At 39.9% G+C, this 15,856-nt stretch carries 15 protein-coding genes; 7 read left to right on the top strand and 8 right to left on the bottom strand.

The window, feature by feature from the left end; all coding sequences use genetic code 11:
* Positions 1–65: 65 nt before the first annotated feature.
* The 3 genes from H3299_RS13470 to H3299_RS13480 form a co-directional block, all read right to left on the bottom strand.
* On the bottom strand, positions 66–746 hold the full coding sequence (locus tag H3299_RS13470; RefSeq protein WP_182418143.1) for a Fe2+-dependent dioxygenase: 681 nt from the start codon (positions 744–746) through the stop codon (positions 66–68).
* A gap of 269 nt (positions 747–1,015) precedes the next feature.
* Complete coding sequence (locus H3299_RS13475) at positions 1,016–3,334, bottom strand: TonB-dependent siderophore receptor (RefSeq protein ID WP_182418144.1); 2,319 nt, start codon at positions 3,332–3,334, stop codon at positions 1,016–1,018.
* Positions 3,335–3,703: 369 nt separating this feature from the next.
* Positions 3,704–3,928, bottom strand: coding sequence for a hypothetical protein (locus tag H3299_RS13480; protein ID WP_182418145.1), 225 nt, complete (start codon positions 3,926–3,928; stop codon positions 3,704–3,706).
* A gap of 417 nt (positions 3,929–4,345) precedes the next feature.
* On the opposite strand from H3299_RS13480, the gene H3299_RS13485 reads away from it, so the two are divergent.
* Positions 4,346–4,546, top strand: a complete 201-nt coding sequence (locus tag H3299_RS13485) for a SlyX family protein (protein WP_182418146.1) — start codon at positions 4,346–4,348, stop codon at positions 4,544–4,546.
* An 8-nt stretch (positions 4,547–4,554) separates the two neighbouring features.
* On the opposite strand, the gene H3299_RS13490 is transcribed toward H3299_RS13485, so the two are convergent.
* Entirely contained in the window at positions 4,555–5,883 is a 1,329-nt protein-coding gene (locus tag H3299_RS13490) for an NAD(P)H-dependent oxidoreductase (protein WP_182418147.1), read from the bottom strand.
* 197 nt (positions 5,884–6,080) lie between these two features.
* Between H3299_RS13490 and H3299_RS13495 the strand changes: the two genes are divergently transcribed.
* Positions 6,081–7,499 carry a hypothetical protein gene (locus H3299_RS13495; protein ID WP_182418148.1) on the top strand — a complete coding sequence of 473 codons (1,419 nt, stop codon included), beginning with the start codon at positions 6,081–6,083 and terminating at the stop codon, positions 7,497–7,499.
* A 59-nt stretch (positions 7,500–7,558) separates the two neighbouring features.
* Here H3299_RS13495 and H3299_RS13500 read toward each other — a convergent pair whose 3' ends face one another.
* Positions 7,559–7,930 (bottom strand): TIGR02300 family protein, encoded by a 372-nt coding sequence (locus H3299_RS13500; RefSeq protein ID WP_182418149.1) that lies wholly within the window; start codon positions 7,928–7,930, stop codon positions 7,559–7,561.
* Between the two features lie 384 nt (positions 7,931–8,314).
* Between H3299_RS13500 and aroA the strand changes: the two genes are divergently transcribed.
* The 3 genes from aroA (at position 8,315) to rpsA (ending at position 12,183) form a co-directional block, all read left to right on the top strand.
* The gene (gene aroA / locus H3299_RS13505) at positions 8,315–9,658 is read left to right on the top strand and encodes a 3-phosphoshikimate 1-carboxyvinyltransferase (RefSeq protein ID WP_182418150.1); all 1,344 of its coding nucleotides are present in this window, start codon (positions 8,315–8,317) and stop codon (positions 9,656–9,658) included.
* Positions 9,649–10,302 (top strand): (d)CMP kinase, encoded by a 654-nt coding sequence (gene cmk / locus H3299_RS13510; protein WP_182418151.1) that lies wholly within the window; start codon positions 9,649–9,651, stop codon positions 10,300–10,302. Before aroA ends, cmk begins: the two co-directional genes overlap by 10 nt.
* A gap of 180 nt (positions 10,303–10,482) precedes the next feature.
* Positions 10,483–12,183 (top strand): 30S ribosomal protein S1, encoded by a 1,701-nt coding sequence (rpsA, locus tag H3299_RS13515; protein ID WP_182418152.1) that lies wholly within the window; start codon positions 10,483–10,485, stop codon positions 12,181–12,183.
* A 173-nt stretch (positions 12,184–12,356) separates the two neighbouring features.
* Here the strand turns inward: rpsA and H3299_RS13520 are convergent, their stop codons facing one another.
* Entirely contained in the window at positions 12,357–12,779 is a 423-nt protein-coding gene (locus H3299_RS13520) for a hypothetical protein (RefSeq protein ID WP_182418153.1), read from the bottom strand.
* An 820-nt stretch (positions 12,780–13,599) separates the two neighbouring features.
* Between H3299_RS13520 and H3299_RS13525 the strand changes: the two genes are divergently transcribed.
* On the top strand, positions 13,600–13,956 hold the full coding sequence (locus tag H3299_RS13525; RefSeq protein WP_182418154.1) for a YbaN family protein: 357 nt from the start codon (positions 13,600–13,602) through the stop codon (positions 13,954–13,956).
* Positions 13,957–14,088: 132 nt separating this feature from the next.
* Here the strand turns inward: H3299_RS13525 and H3299_RS13530 are convergent, their stop codons facing one another.
* Complete coding sequence (locus H3299_RS13530) at positions 14,089–14,286, bottom strand: CsbD family protein (RefSeq protein ID WP_182418155.1); 198 nt, start codon at positions 14,284–14,286, stop codon at positions 14,089–14,091.
* Between the two features lie 83 nt (positions 14,287–14,369).
* On the bottom strand, positions 14,370–14,762 hold the full coding sequence (locus H3299_RS13535; RefSeq protein ID WP_182418156.1) for a PRC-barrel domain-containing protein: 393 nt from the start codon (positions 14,760–14,762) through the stop codon (positions 14,370–14,372).
* 306 nt (positions 14,763–15,068) lie between these two features.
* Between H3299_RS13535 and H3299_RS13540 the strand changes: the two genes are divergently transcribed.
* Positions 15,069–15,794 carry a dihydrofolate reductase family protein gene (locus tag H3299_RS13540; protein WP_182418157.1) on the top strand — a complete coding sequence of 242 codons (726 nt, stop codon included), beginning with the start codon at positions 15,069–15,071 and terminating at the stop codon, positions 15,792–15,794.
* Positions 15,795–15,856 lie beyond the last annotated feature (62 nt).

The following is a 15,856-nucleotide window of genomic DNA, read 5'->3' on the forward strand; positions in this document are numbered from 1 at the left end:
CACCTTTAATTTAAATTGGTGTAACTATGCCAGCCTTGATTTAAAAGCCAAGGCTGGCATTATTGTTAAAGATCTGAATTTTGGCGCAAAAGGTTGTGATAAATATTCACAAGGCGCAAAATATCGGCATGGTCATCAGGCAAAATAGCGCGTAAATTGCGAATACTCATATCTAATTCATGCAATGTATCGCGCATGAATACATCACGAATTAAGGATTGTGTCCAGAAAAATGATGCCCAGCGCGATCCCTTGGTTACTTCTTCAACGCGGTGCAAGCTAATGGTTGGATAAACGATTGCATAGCCAGCAGGCAGTTTAATATGGCTTTCATTATGGCCATCAATAATCACCAATTCGCCGCCCTCATATTCTTCAGGCTCGGTTAGGAAAATTGTTGTTGAAACATCTTGCCTTATGCGTGCGCCACTAGCGACGGATCGAAATGCGCCATCCACATGTTCGCCATAACGCATGCCAACATCATATCGATTGAACAATGGTGGAAAGACATGTTTTGGCATGGCTACTGAGTTAAAAATTGGATCACGGGCAAGAGCATTTAGAATAATATCGCCTAGTTCTTTTGACTCATTGGAGCCTTGTGGTATTTGCAGATTGAACTTAACCTTTTTAGCTTGCTCGCCTGCGCTTGCTGCACCGTCAACCCATTGCGAGGCTTCCAATTTTTCGCGGCATAGCTTCACTTCTTCAGGAGTTAAAATATTGGGTATTTGTACAATCATATTACACCTTTTTCTCTCTTGGTTATATTTCAACTATGATGCTTTTTAATATGTAGGCTCAGTAGAATTATTGTTTTTAGACAGCACAAAACCCACAAGGCCTTTACGGTCTTGCGGGGAGCATTACTATATAAGCCCAGCATAGATTTATGCCGAGACTTGATTTTAAGGTTGAATAGTCAAGCAGCCCTATTTTATCGGAGCTGCTTATTGTTCATAGTGCTCAAGTGGCCCATGGCGTTGGAAAGCCTTTGACCAAAATCACATGATTAGAACTTGGCAGCAACACTCAAAGTGAATGAACGGCCAGATGAAGGGATAGTCCGTGCAACCGATGCAATACGACCTTCAAAGAAGTTATCATAATTTATACGATTGGTAAGATTGTAGGCATTGGCGCTGATTTTCCATTTTTCATTTTCATAGGAAACAAGTGCATCCAATGTAAAGCTATGGGGAACGCGAGCCATACCATCGCTACGAATTGCCATAGCATCGCGATAGGTCATACCGCCACCAACGAGCAATTTGCCGTCAAGATTTGCGATATGAGGTGCTAGATCATAAGTTGTCCAGATACTTGCAGCATTTTTTGCAACTTTACCAACGCTATTGCCAATAGTTTCAGTTTCCTCGGCATCAAGAACACGGCTCCACAAATAGGTATAAGAACCATAAACATTCCATTGCTCGGTAATATTGCCAGTTAAACCAGCTTCAAAACCGCGAACGCGTTCTTTGTCACCTGAGAAGGTAAGTTCACCATCAGGATCTGAATGGATAGAATTATCCTTAGTTACCTGGAAAACAGCAGCGGTTAGACCAAGATTGCCATCAAAAAGATCAAGTTTGCCACCAACTTCCCAAAGCTCGCTTTTTTCAGGCTTCCAATCTGCCATGCCGCTTGAAACAGGGTTCACGTCAGAGGTAATATACTGCCCAGCTGGCAAATTCTTAGAAACCGAATAGGTTACGTAATAATTTTGGCTTTTGGTTGGTTCCCAAATAAGTGAAACTTTAGGACTGGCATAATCTGCACTAGCAGACGTAGATGTGATACCATTTGCCCCGGTCAAATCGTAATTGGTCTTTTGATGATCCCAACGAACACCGCCCAAAATCGATAGCTGTTCAGTGAACCAAACACGGTCGCTTAAGAAAACAGCGAATGATCGTGAATTAGCATCCTTGTAATTGGCAGCATTTGGAACAAGCTGATAATAGCTTGAGTCAAAATTTTCGGTCCAAAGGGTTGGCGCATGGGTTGCTTTGCTGCCAATGTAGCGATAGCCCTGACGCTCATCTTTTTGATACATCATATCAAGACCAAGCACTGCTTCATGACGAAGTGCACCTGTTTCAAATTTGGCGATTGCTGTCGTTACATTTTGGATGCCCCAGCTTGTTTGATCATAGCTTACACCGCCACCAGCACCAATAGCGAGTGTTGGATTGCCACCTGCACCAAAGAGGGCTGCTGTACAACCGGCTGTTAGCCCACCAGAAGTGCCACAATTAGCAGGTGTTGTTGAAAACCAACGTGAGAAATGTGTATAGCGTGTATCATTTTTGATTGTTAACCAATCATTGATTTCATTGCTATAATTTGAGGTAACCATATGGATGTCAGACTTGTCTTGATCGCTATGCTTACCATAAAAATTCTTGCGTGGCACACCATATTCAGTCACAGGATAGAAGTAGCCGTTAGGCGTTTTAACGAATGGCACACCATAATCAGGGGTACGGTCATTATGTTGGAAGTAATAGTTTAAATGCCATGTCTGATTTGTACCAAGACCAAAACCAACTGATGCAGCTGCGCCCCAACGATCAGATGTGTTCTGATTGCGGTCAACAATATTCTGCCAATTGCCCATTAAATTAAAACGAACAGCGGTTGTATCATTGATTTGCTTGTTATAGTCGATTGTGCTGCGATAAAGTGGGCCATTGCCAACTGTACCTTCAACTTTACCAAAAGTACCAAGGCGAGCCTTTTTAGAAACAGTATTGATCGCACCACCGGTTGTACCGACGCCAAAATTCTCGCCGTTAGGGCCTTTGAATACCTGAACTTGCTCCATGTTAAAGCTGTCACGGACATAAACACCGAAATCGCGCAAGCCGTCCTGATAAGTATCACCCAAGGTTTCAAAACCACGGATACTAAAACGGTCACCATTCATACCGCCATTGCCTTCACCAGTGGTGACGGTGATGCCGGGAACATTACGCAAAGCTTGCTCAAGGGTTGTTACATTTTGCTCTTGCATAATGCGTTCTGGAACAGTGTTAACTGTTTGCGGAACTTCGCGAACGCTTCCTGGCATACGTGAAGAACCAGTTTGTGCATTATTGGTGTTAATACTGCCAGTGTCGCTGGTGATGGTTACTGTTTCAAGAACGGTAGAACCATTATTGGCGCCAACATTAGTATTGTTACTATTTGCATTGGTTGCGTTAGTATTTTGTGCTTGCGCTACTAGCGGTAAGGACGTTAGCGTTGCTGCCAATCCTAGGCGCACAGCCATATTATTCACCAGTCGCGACTGGGCATAATCCTTTTTCTTCGGCATTATAGTCATAGTTATTTCCCCTGAGCTAATTCATTTATCTATTTGCTAGCGATTCATGAGACTATATGTCAAGATTAATTGTGGCGGGCTTGTAGCAAAATTATGACGGTTTCATTCAACTGTTGCGTAAATGAGACAATGTAAAACTGATAAGATGAAATTATCTGTTGATGACAATGATAATGCGGTCAATATGCGCTAAATATTTAAACGTTGTCTTTTAGAACATATTGATAAATTTAGAAAAAATAATTTGGAAAATTGTAATAATGATTTTGTAAAACACCAATATAGGTCCATATAAATTATAATAGTGGGGCGTTTTTTAATTTTTAAAAAAGGCATTTCACGCTCTTAGAGCGTTCGTTTAATTTGAATTTATATTATTCGTTCGCGTCCCTTTACGCAGCTATATTCGTCTTCAGTTAGGAATAAAAATGCGTCTTCATAGCAATTAAATATTCTGTCAGCTTTAGGAGACTTTAATAAATCATAAATAATATATTCATCAATATTTTTTGTTTTTGTTAATAGTAGAATATAAGGTGGCATAAGTCCGTCATCGAACCATACTTCAAACCATTCGATATTTTTAACTGGCACGAACTTTTCCGTGTTTATCATGGTAAAAACTCTCGCTTATTTAAAACTATGTAAGCTCACCACATTCTAAATTGATATCAATAAAAACACTTTTATGCTGGTAGATGCAAGACAGAGAATTGGGGTAGGTCTATTCATTGAAAGAGAAAAGCACAATAAACTGCGAAATATACACACTGGAAAGCTAAAAATTGGGGTTTACAGGATTGAGCGTTAAGCCGTTGTTTTGGTGTTCTGTTCAAGGTGCACGTAAATTTTCATGATAATTTTGTCAAAGTGTCTTCAAAAACTTCATATTTCTTGGTGCCTCCTCTTCTCCCGCCCACAAAATCTTTTTATAAGATTTCGTTGAAATTAATTGGTCCTGCCTCTAGTTTGCTTTATTGACATAAGACTACACTTATTATGGAACACGTCATGGAAAAAGAAATAATTGCCTTGCAATGCCGCATTACTGAGCAGGAAAAAATGATTGATGATTTATCAACTACATTGACCGAGCAATGGAAAATTATTGATGCCATGCAAAGAAAGCTCGATCGTTTAACCGAGCGTTTTTTAAATGTTGAAGAGCAAATACAGCCCTCTATTCCTATTACACGGCCGCCGCATTACTAGTTTTTATATTAAGTTAAAGCACCACTTTTTAAAAGATCATCTTGGCGTTTGCGTAATTTGGCAATCCACTGATCTTCGCGTATCGTTGCGTTTTTATGGGTTATCAATTCACCTTGTTTAATTGGTGCAGTGACGCTCGCGCCTTCTAATAGACCGCAAGGAATTGCATCGTTTTTCTTGGCATCATCCATGGTCATAATATAAGCGCGATAGGTATAAAGACCAATAAAATCAAGCTTGTCGCCCGGCATAAGGTCTTTTTTGGCGACAGCACAAACTTCAGCAACTGGGCGCGGTAAAGGCACCATATCGGCTTTGCCATAAAGCATGACGCGGGCGCAAGTAAGGGGCACTTCCATAGCGGTTAAATGATAGGGGCGATGAAAAGTAAAATAAGGTCCCTCGCCCACTTTTAAATCTCGCAAGCGTTCATGAATACGTGGATGGTCCATTTTAGCCACCACAAAAACCCCAGGTGAAACGCCTTGGCCAATACTATAATCAACCACACCGCTTTTTTGTAAAATACCGCCATCGCTTTTTGGAATAAGCACGTTGCTTAATTCCTTTACGCTGGCTTTGGGGCCGTGCATGCCCGCACAATCAGGCACAAGGCCAGTTGCATTGGCAATGGCTGCCATTTCCACCATGGTTTTAGAACCATCGATAAATTCAACTAGCATGCGCACATTCATATCACGACGAGAAGCTTCTTCTTCATAATCATCGGGAACAGCATCAAATTTTAATGGATTATTTTTGCCCTTACCTGCAGCGACAATTGGATGACCAAGGGCGGACACAAATTCAATGAGCTCCATACAAGATGATGGCTCATCACCAGCGCCCAAACTATAAATTAAGCCACGCTTATCGGCTTCATATTTCAAATAGGGGCCAATTGTTACATCCGCTTCAACATTCATCATCACAAGATGCTTGTTGTTTTCAAGGGTTTTAATGCCAATTTCTGCGCCCGCTTCTGGATAACCGGTAGCATCAACAACGATATCAATAAGCTCGTTATTCAGCATTAAATCAAGATCACCGGTCGCTGCGGTAAGTCCAGCTTCAATGGCAGCGCTCATGGCAGTGTTATTTTCAACTTCCTTCGCGTGGCCCTTTTCTTGCCAAGCAATTTCAGCTGCTTGTATAACCTTTGATGGTGTGCGCGTTGCAACAGCTGCTACTTCAATACCATCCATTTGCGCGACGCCTGCTAAAAGATCGGTGCCCATTTCTCCACAACCAACAAGACCAATGCGGATAGGCTTGCCCGTTTTGGCGTGTTCTTTAAGATCACGGGCAAGACCGGTTAAGGCAACATTGCTGGTCATTTTTTAACTCCATGCGCTTTATTATATTTATAGAGGCGAACTTTGGCGGCCAATAATTTTCAACTAACCCTTATTAGCACTATTATGGCAATATTAAACAAAGAAATGCATAAGTTATAGCGATTTTTATTCCCATATATCTTTGACATGACGTATAAAATGTGCAGCATCAAATATGTTAACGCGGGGGGAGTAGATTGGATCAGCTGCAAAAATCCTTTATGCCAATTTTAGCAATAGTTTTAGGCGTATTTTTGTTTCATAACTATTTAGCAATATTTGGAAGTCTTGCAGATAATAAGCATGTATTTTCTATCCCCCTTGATATAGAAATATGGCAAATTCCAGCGCCGCTTTTCTTTGTTGTTACACTTATGGGTGCTGTTGTTTTTGCGTCTATCTCTGATTACTATTACCGCAAAGCTATATTAGTTTTTAATGCATTTTTTTTGCTATTAATGTCACTAGTTATTTTTGTAATAGTGGAAGGATTGGTGCCGTTAACCATTGCATCAATCATTATCAATTTAGCGAAAATCACTATTTTTGCATTTTATTGTGCCGAGCTTGCAGTTTCTTTATCTTATCTCATTGAAACTAGTGATAAGGGATATCGCGCTTTTAGTGTAAGTTTCATCCTAACCGCCATTTATTTAAATTTTTTTCAATTTTTGTTACTCCTATTACTCATCATATCGCTTTTGGGGGTACGTCTCGTATTTAATCGCTATGCTATCAATTTGCATAAATTTCAATTAAAGCGGGTTTTATGTTTTAATCTTCTGCTTGATATTATTTATGCTTTACTATTTTTAGGCATTCCAATTTATTCACAAAAAATTATTACAATAATTTTTGAAGATGTTTCCATTTGGCTTTTCTGTGTAATTTTATCAGCTATCTTGGTTGTTCTACGCATATTCTGCTTAAAAAAGCCAGATAGGGTCAAAAAAAGCAATCTTATCTCTTTGGATAGAATTGCGCCCATAGATTTAACTAAAAAAATAAAGCGCACCTTGGCATTTATCGGTCTTGCCCAATTTTTATTTCTATTACCTTTGGTTAGTTTGATAGTTTTATTTTATATTTTCAATAAATTCCAAAGTCCTATGGCAGATCGTTCCATGAATATGACAAATGTGATTTTTCTACTTTCAGCCCTTGGCTTTGCAAGACTATCTGATAATATTGGTCGCAAACCAGTTTTGACTTATAGCTTTTGGGTGAGTTTAAGTTTTATTGCCGTAGGATTCATTCTGTTCTTAGCAATTTCGATTGATGATTATTATTTCATTGCTATTATGCTATTTTGGGCGTGGGTTATTTTAGCCGGTTCTGCGCTATATGTGGTTTCGCCGGTACTATTAGCGGAAAATTGTTCAGCTCAACAGCGTGGGTTGATATTATCACTGATGATGGCGTTTTTTATATGCAGTGAATATTTACCCAACTGGATAAGTTTTGGCGAAGTTTTAGGTGATTTTATCAACTTGGCTTATTGGGCATGGCTCTGTTTTTCAGCCGTTTTTTTATTAAGTACGATAATAGGCTTTATTTCTACTTCAAAATTGCGCGAATATGCTTTTACAAAAACGCAAAATCTTGGCAAGATATAAAAATGCCCAGCTATAAAATATAGCTGGGCATTTTAAATTAAATAGCTAATTGACCTATCTTAGATGTCGTCTTCATCATTAACGCCGCCAACAATAATGCCAGCAACATCATCATCTTCGTCATCATCGTCATCGGCCAAGAATGTGTCATCGTCATCGCCAAGATCAACATCATCATCGCCAAGATCTGGCAGATCGTCATCTTTGTCATCATCATCAAGTGAGATGAATTCTGGCTTTTCGAGAGCTGTATCAAGGCCTTCTTCTTCAGCTTCTTCTTCTTCGCCCTTAGCTTCAGCTGATGCTTCAAAATAAGAAAGGGGATAAGAAATTCCGGTATAAGGCGAAACAATAGGATCACGATTAAGATCGTAAAATTTCTTGCCTGTTTCAGGATCGATGCGTTTGGTGCCTAATTCAGGTTTTGCCATAAGCAAGCCTCTTAAAAGTTAAAGGGAACAATTTGTGTTGTATTTAGTGTATCACAAGCACAAAAAAACCCAGACTGCAATAATTTTACCAAAGCTTGTTTGTTTTTTTCAAATAAGCCCAATTGATTTTGCCTTTTGGCAAAGAGTTGGCTGTTGGTTAAGCGCAATTTTGATAATTTGTCAAAGATAAAAAATGATATTTTTATTATTCACAACAATGTTGGCAATCCTTATTGGATAAACTAACGCTTTTAATGGCAGATTGCCTATAAATGCCTATCGCTTTTTAATTGATGAACGTCTTTTTAAGCATTGCACTCAGCAGTTAAAATAGCTAACTTGCGCATTATTCTGTTTTCACTTCAATATAAAGCTTAAAACATCATGTCTTCAGATCTTAAACCCGTGCCAATGGTTTCCAATCAATGTCGTGCCCTGAAGGGTGAAGTGCATATTCCTGGCGATAAATCCATTTCGCATCGCTCTTTTATGTTTGGCGCGCTTGCTAGCGGCGAAACGCGTATTACTGGGCTTTTGGAAGGCGAAGATGTTTTAAATACTGGTAAAGCCTTTGCTGCTATGGGGGCACAAATTAGGCGTGAAGGCGATGAATGGATTATTCACGGTACTGGCAATGGCGCATTATTAGAGCCGCAACAAGCATTAGATTTTGGCAATGCCGGTACTGGCGCCCGTCTTACCATGGGCTTGGTTGGCACTTATGACATGAAAACAAGTTTTATTGGCGATGCTTCTTTAAGTCGCCGGCCAATGGGACGTGTGCTTGATCCGCTACGCCTCATGGGGGTGCAAGTGGAAGCAAGTGAAGGCGATAAAATGCCTTTAACATTGATTGGCCCTAAAACGGCTAATCCTATTACCTATACAGTGCCCATGGCATCGGCGCAGGTTAAATCAGCTGTTCTTCTTGCTGGGCTTAATACTCCGGGCATTACAACGGTGATTGAGCCGGTGATGACCCGCGACCATACGGAAAAAATGCTGCTCGGTTTTGGTGCTGATCTTGAGGTGGAAATTGGCAATAATGGCGAGCGGATTATTCGCTTAGCAGGGCAAGGCAAATTAACCGGCCAAACCATAAAAGTACCGGGCGACCCCTCTTCGGCAGCTTTTCCCATTGTCGCGGCATTAATTGTTCCGGGTTCTGATATTATTATTCGCAATGTTTTGATGAATCCAACGCGAACTGGACTTATCACCACATTGTTGGAAATGGGCGCTAATATTGAATTAATGAATGAACGGCAAACCGGTGGCGAAGATGTTGCAGATTTGCGTGTGCGCTCGTCTGATTTGCGCGGCGTTACGGTTCCAGCTGAACGCGCACCATCGATGATTGACGAATATCCAGTTTTAAGCGTTGCAGCTTCCTTTGCGCAAGGGCGCACAATTATGCCGGGCTTGGAAGAATTGCGGGTTAAGGAATCTGATCGCCTTGCGGCCGTTGCAGCTGGTCTAAAAGCCAATAATGTTGTTTGCGAAGAGGGTGAAGATTACCTAATTGTTGAGGGCGTACCAGAAGGCAAAGGTCTTGGCGGCGGCAAAGTTGCAACTCATCTTGACCACCGTATTGCCATGAGCTTTCTTGTAATGGGTTGTGCGAGCCAAAAGCCGGTAAGTGTTGATGATAGCACAATGATTGCCACAAGTTTCCCTGAATTTATCACACTTATGGGCAATCTTGGAGCGGATTTAGAATGTCAGTAAATAACAATACAGAGAAAGAAGCTTTGATCATTGCCATTGATGGACCGGCTGCTTCTGGTAAGGGAACGCTGGCGCGAATGATTGCCGAGCATTATCACTTGCCGCATTTGGATACGGGGCTTACCTATCGCGCCGTTGCCCATAAAATGCTGGAAGATAATTTACCCCTTGATGATGAAGAAACGGTGATTAAGACTGCTGAAAGCGTTGACTTTTCAAAAATGGATAGGGCTATTTTATCGAATCACTTGATCGGTGAAGCTGCATCAAAAATAGCGGTTTTTCCAAAATTACGCCGTGCTTTGGTTAATGCACAGCGTCAATTTGCAAAAAATGGTGCGGGTGCTGTACTTGATGGCCGTGATATTGGCACTGTAGTTTGTCCTGATGCAACGGTCAAATTTTTTGTAACTGCTTTGGTTGAAGTGCGAGCAAAGCGGCGTTTTGACGAGATAGTTGCGCGTGGTAGCAGCGCAGATTTGAACCAAATTGAAGCGGATCTTATTGAGCGTGATGCCCGTGATAGCAATAGAGCTGAGGGACCGCTTAAACAAGCGCAAGATGCCCACTTGCTAGATACAACAAAATTGAGTATAGAAACAGCGTTTGTAACAGCATGCCAAGTGATTGATACATCATTATAGTTATTTCTTTTAAAGAAAGATTTTAAGATGTTTTATCTGGCTCGCTCATACACAAATTTTCCATGGTAGATCCTGCGCCGGTATCCATTTTATGGATCAAAGGATTTTTGCCATATTTGTTCAACACCAACCCCCGGCGCCTTGTGCTTTGAAATATCTAAAGCACATTCAGGAGTTTTTATGTCACTATCCAATCCAAGCACCGAAGATTTTGAAGCCCTATTAGCTGAATCTTTCCAGAAACAAGACCTTGCAGAAGGTAATGTTGTTAAGGGCCGCATCATCGCCATTGAAAAAGATATGGCTATCATTGATGCAGGTCTTAAAGTTGAAGGCCGTATTCCTTTGAAGGAATTTGGTTTAAAAGCTAAAGATGGCTCATTAAAGCCAGGCGATGAAGTAGAAGTTTACGTTGAGCGTATTGAAAACGCCATGGGTGAAGCTGTTCTTTCGCGCGAAAAAGCGCGCCGTGAAGAAAGCTGGATCCGTTTGGAAGAAAAATTCAATGCTGGTCAGCGCGTTGATGGTACAATCTTCAGTCAAGTTAAGGGTGGTTTCACCGTTGATCTTGATGGTGCGGTTGCCTTCTTGCCACGCAGCCAAGTTGACATTCGCCCAATCCGCGATGTTACACCTTTGATGCACAACCCACAGCCATTTGAAATCTTGAAAATGGACCGTCGTCGCGGCAATATCGTCGTGTCACGCCGTACCGTTCTTGAAGAAAGCCGTGCAGAACAACGCTCTGAAATCGTTCAGAACCTTGAAGAAGGTCAGGTTGTTGATGGTGTTGTCAAGAATATCACCGATTACGGTGCATTCGTTGATCTAGGTGGCATTGATGGCTTGTTGCATGTGACCGACATGGCATGGCGCCGTGTTAACCATCCTTCAGAAATCCTCACCATTGGCCAAACTGTTAAGGTACAGATTATCCGTATCAACCAAGATACTCATCGTATTTCACTCGGCATGAAGCAGCTTGAAAGCGATCCTTGGGATGGCATTGGTGCAAAATATCCAGTTGGCAAAAAGATCTCTGGCGCTGTTACCAACATCACTGATTACGGTGCATTTGTTGAAATCGAACCAGGTATTGAAGGTCTTATCCACGTTTCAGAAATGAGCTGGACCAAGAAAAACGTACATCCAGGTAAAATCCTTTCAACTTCGCAGGAAGTTGAAGTGGTTGTGTTGGAAGTTGATCCTGTTAAGCGTCGTATTTCACTTGGCCTCAAGCAAACTCTTGAAAACCCATGGAACGCATTTGCTGACAAATTCCCTGTTGGTACAATCGTTGAAGGCGAAGTTAAGAACAAGACTGAATTTGGTCTTTTCATCGGCCTTGAAGGCGATGTTGATGGCATGGTTCACCTTTCTGATCTTGATTGGAACCGTCCAGGCGAACAAGTTATCGAAGAATTCTCAAAGGGTGACACTGTAAAGGCTGTTGTTCTTGATGTTGATGTTGAGAAAGAACGTATTTCTCTTGGCATTAAACAGCTTTCTGAAGATAAAGTTGGCGAAGCTGCTGCTTCTGGCGATCTTCGTAAGAATGCCGTTGTAACTTGTGAAGTTACTGGCGTTCAAGAAACTGGTCTTGATGTGAAGCTTGTTGATCATGATCTTGATGCTTTCATTCGTCGTGCAGACCTTGCTCGTGACCGTGAAGAACAACGCCCAGAACGCTTCAGCGTTGGTCAGAAAATCGATGCTCGTGTAACAGCATTTGATAAGAAGACCCGTAAGATTTCAGTATCTATCAAGGCTCTTGAAATTGCTGAAGAAAAAGAAGCTGTTGCTCAATATGGTTCAGCAGATTCTGGTGCTTCTCTTGGCGATATTCTTGGCGCAGCTCTTAAGAAGCAAGACCAAGATTAATCCTTGCCTTACATAAATATAAGAAAACCCGCTTTTTAGCGGGTTTTTTTGTGACGTTTTATTTGAAGTTTGTGTCGTAACGGCAGGTCGGTTCAAAGCGTTTTGTGAAAAGTGTGAAGCGGTTTTCGGACAAAAAACGCGGTGTAAACAATGGATTAGAGCGGCGCTCTAAGCTATGCTTGTATTTCGAGTGCTTCTGGAAATATATCGCCCAGCATAATCTCATACATTTGATCAATGTTTCTTGGTCCAATTGACCATTTATCCTCATCATCAAATTCAAATAACATTTGAAGACTACCATCATTCCTAATGACAGCTTTACACTTAAGCCATTGCTTATCACCTTCGACTTGCGTCAAGGCTCGAAATTGTCGCCAAAGATTTGAGATTTCGAGTTGGTAATCTCTAAAGCCGTAACTATAAAGAACTCTATTTTTATATAAAAAAGCTGCTCCACCGCCTTCTTCAAAAATAGCGCCTGCATAATCCCAATTATCAAAATTTCCCAGTTCTTCAGACGCGTATTCCCCTGCGCATCGAAACAAAATTTTTCCTATTTCAATTACCGTTTGTTCAGATGTCATTTCAGTCATTGTTTCCCTCGATTATAGGTAAAACTTACCATATGAATATTGTTTAAATAGATCTACATATAACAGGTGAAATTTTCTATTTAAAACTTTGATATTAAGCAATATTAAAGTCTTTTGTCCAAAACTAGTAAGATTTCATCCATTTACGGTAGAAATAGAGGTGTTTTAGTGGAATATAGGGATTTTTTGAAGGTGAGTTAATTAGATATCGAGATATTGTATCGTCTATTAGGATGATTACAGCACGATATGAAATGAAGTGCTAGCAATTAATATTAAGTATAAATGGAAAGTCTTTTGAAGAAAGTCAGATATTATTTGATGAATTAAGCAAATATGTGAGAGTTTTGTCAATGGCAACCTATCCATATGAATTTCCATTAAATGATAGGCTTCTAAATTTGGTTTATCATCTTGACCGCGATGACCTTGCATGGCGTAAATATTGGTATGAAAAATTTCATTCAGGACTAGCTTGGCCGCAATGGGGAGTTTTTTATAAAATTGATACTACCTCGACTATGTTTATTATTTTTAAAAAGTTAAGGTTCATTATAGAAATAATAATAGTCTTTTGGACCCTACCTTTAAAATCACAATTTCTAATGTAAAAATTAATTTTAAGTGAAGTTTACTTAATACTCAAAATGAAATGCATTGCTATTGTGTTTTGGTCATGTTCTAAATTTTATATGGTTGCCAATTTAAAACAATAATGCGGCGGGGTTGTTTTAGTGGTTTTATTAAGGTTTAAAGCTGTTATGTTTCGTAAACATGCTTTTAAATAGCGTTATTTAAGAAACAATATAGGAGCGCTTCTATGCGCTATGTTTATTTAACCATTGGTTTTATATTTGTTGCATTGGGGTTTATTGGCGTTTGGCTTCCTGTTATGCCAACGGTGCCATTTTTAATCGTTGCAGCTTGGTGCTTTTCACGCTCATCACCACGTTTTAGCCGCTGGCTTTACAACCAACCTGTGTTTGGCCCCATGATTCGTGATTGGGAAGAGCGTGGTGCGATCAATCCAAAAGCTAAAATTATAGCCGCAGTGAGCATGGTGGTTGGCTTTGGCATGTTTTATTTTTTAGTAAAACCAGATTTACTTTGGCTAATTATTGTCGCAGTTATTTTTATCGCAAGCGCGGCTTTCGTTTTGTCGCGGCCAAATCGTTAAAACTACTACTTTAGATTTTGGTATTTCAAGCAATTATATCTGCAAATAAAAACGAAGCAGACTAGAATAGCTGCTTCGCAATTAAAAAGAACAAATTATCAAAATACTCGATTAAATACAAAAATATTACAACTATTGATTATTGTACCAATCATCAATGTCTTTTTTAGCTTGATCTTTGGCAATGCCATAACGTTCTTGGATTATGCCTTCAAGCTGATCTCTTTTGCCATTGATTTTATCAAGATCATCATCGGTCAAGTCGCCCCACTTTTCTTTGGCCTTACCTTTAAATTGTTTCCAATTGCCTTCGATACGGTTCCAATCCATTTGGGTTTCCTTTAAATTAAAATTGACTGTGAAATAAGAAACTAAATACAAAACGCTTTGCGTGATTTGTACGTTAATAAATCTTACTTGCCCCAACGACCTTCATATTTAAATTCTGGTGCTTTTTCCAAAAGCTCTTTGGTAGTATCCATTTTTGCCCACCACTTTTTGTCGCTTTCTGAATAGGTAATTTTAACCGACAATGGTGATACGATAACATATTTTTCGCCAACGCCGAGGAAACCACCGACCGAGACGATATAACCGGTAAGAACATCATCATTAATAATAACGTCTTCTATCTTACCGATATTTTCATCCTTATGATTGGTAATATCTAAGCCTAAAATATTACTGGTGATAATACTGGTAGGATTTGCTGTGACGAAAACTTCCTGCACAATAGGTGCACTATGCACCAAAGCAACGGAACTCAATAGGGTGGTGCCTGCAGCAACTAGTGTAAATAGACGCATAATAGTACTCCATTTTATTAAATTCTTGACTACATTAGGTAAAACTAATTTAAGGGCTATTTGGTTCCAATATAAATTAAAAATTTGAAGAAAATTGCATTTTGCGTCATATTACTGTTTTAATTATTAATAATTTCAGTGAGTTGTAGACCATTTGGGTAAGCTGTTTAAAATACCGTTGGTTCATTTTTAAGCTATATTGCGGCTGTAAAATGCGATAATTAAAACTTATAATAAGGTAATTTGAAGTTATGATTTTTTTTAATGCATTTCTTAATGAAGTGCCTGTTGGGTGGGAGAATTTATATGCGTCCTAAAATTATTTGTCATATGGTGAGTTCCATTGATGGTCGGTTGCAAACCGATTATTATTCTAAGACTAAAGAGCCAATGGATGTGCCAGAATTATTGCGTATTTATCATGATGTAGGGCATAAATTTCATGCCGACGGCTTTATCATGGGACGCGCTACCACCGAGGAAATGTTGGGTGATGGCATTAAAATGGCGGTTCCTACCGATATAACCGCCAAAGCGAATGAAGATTTTTATGTGCCGCGTGATGGTTCACCATTGATGATTATTGTCGATCGCCACGGCAAAGTGCATTATCCAAGTAATAAAATTGAAGGCGCACAAGTTGTAACAATTATTGCTGAGGGCGCAGATATTAATTATCTTGCCGCTTTGCAGCAACTCAATATTTCTTATATTTTTGCGGGAAAAGATGGTAATGATGTTAATCTTGCTTTGCAAAAAATTAAACGCTATTTCAATGTGCGTAGCCTACTTCTTGAAGGGGGCGCCGTGCTTAATGGCGGCTTTTTTGGAGCAGATGCAATTGATGCTTATAGCATTATGGTTTATCCTGCTATCTACGGTAAATCGGGCGCTCCATCAATTATGGAGTATATGGGCGATGATATTGCCAAAATTAACCAAGGCTTTTACCTACAATTAAGCCATGTTGAGCAAATTGAACGTGATTTCGTTTGGCTTTGCTATGATGTTATTCGTGATGAAAAATCATAGTAGTTACGCTATTTTTTTTAAACTACCAGTTTTAGCGTAAATAGAAGCGTGTTTAGCATGGT

Source organism: Bartonella sp. HY038, assembly GCF_014117425.1.
In the GTDB taxonomy this organism is placed as follows: domain Bacteria; phylum Pseudomonadota; class Alphaproteobacteria; order Rhizobiales; family Rhizobiaceae; genus HY038.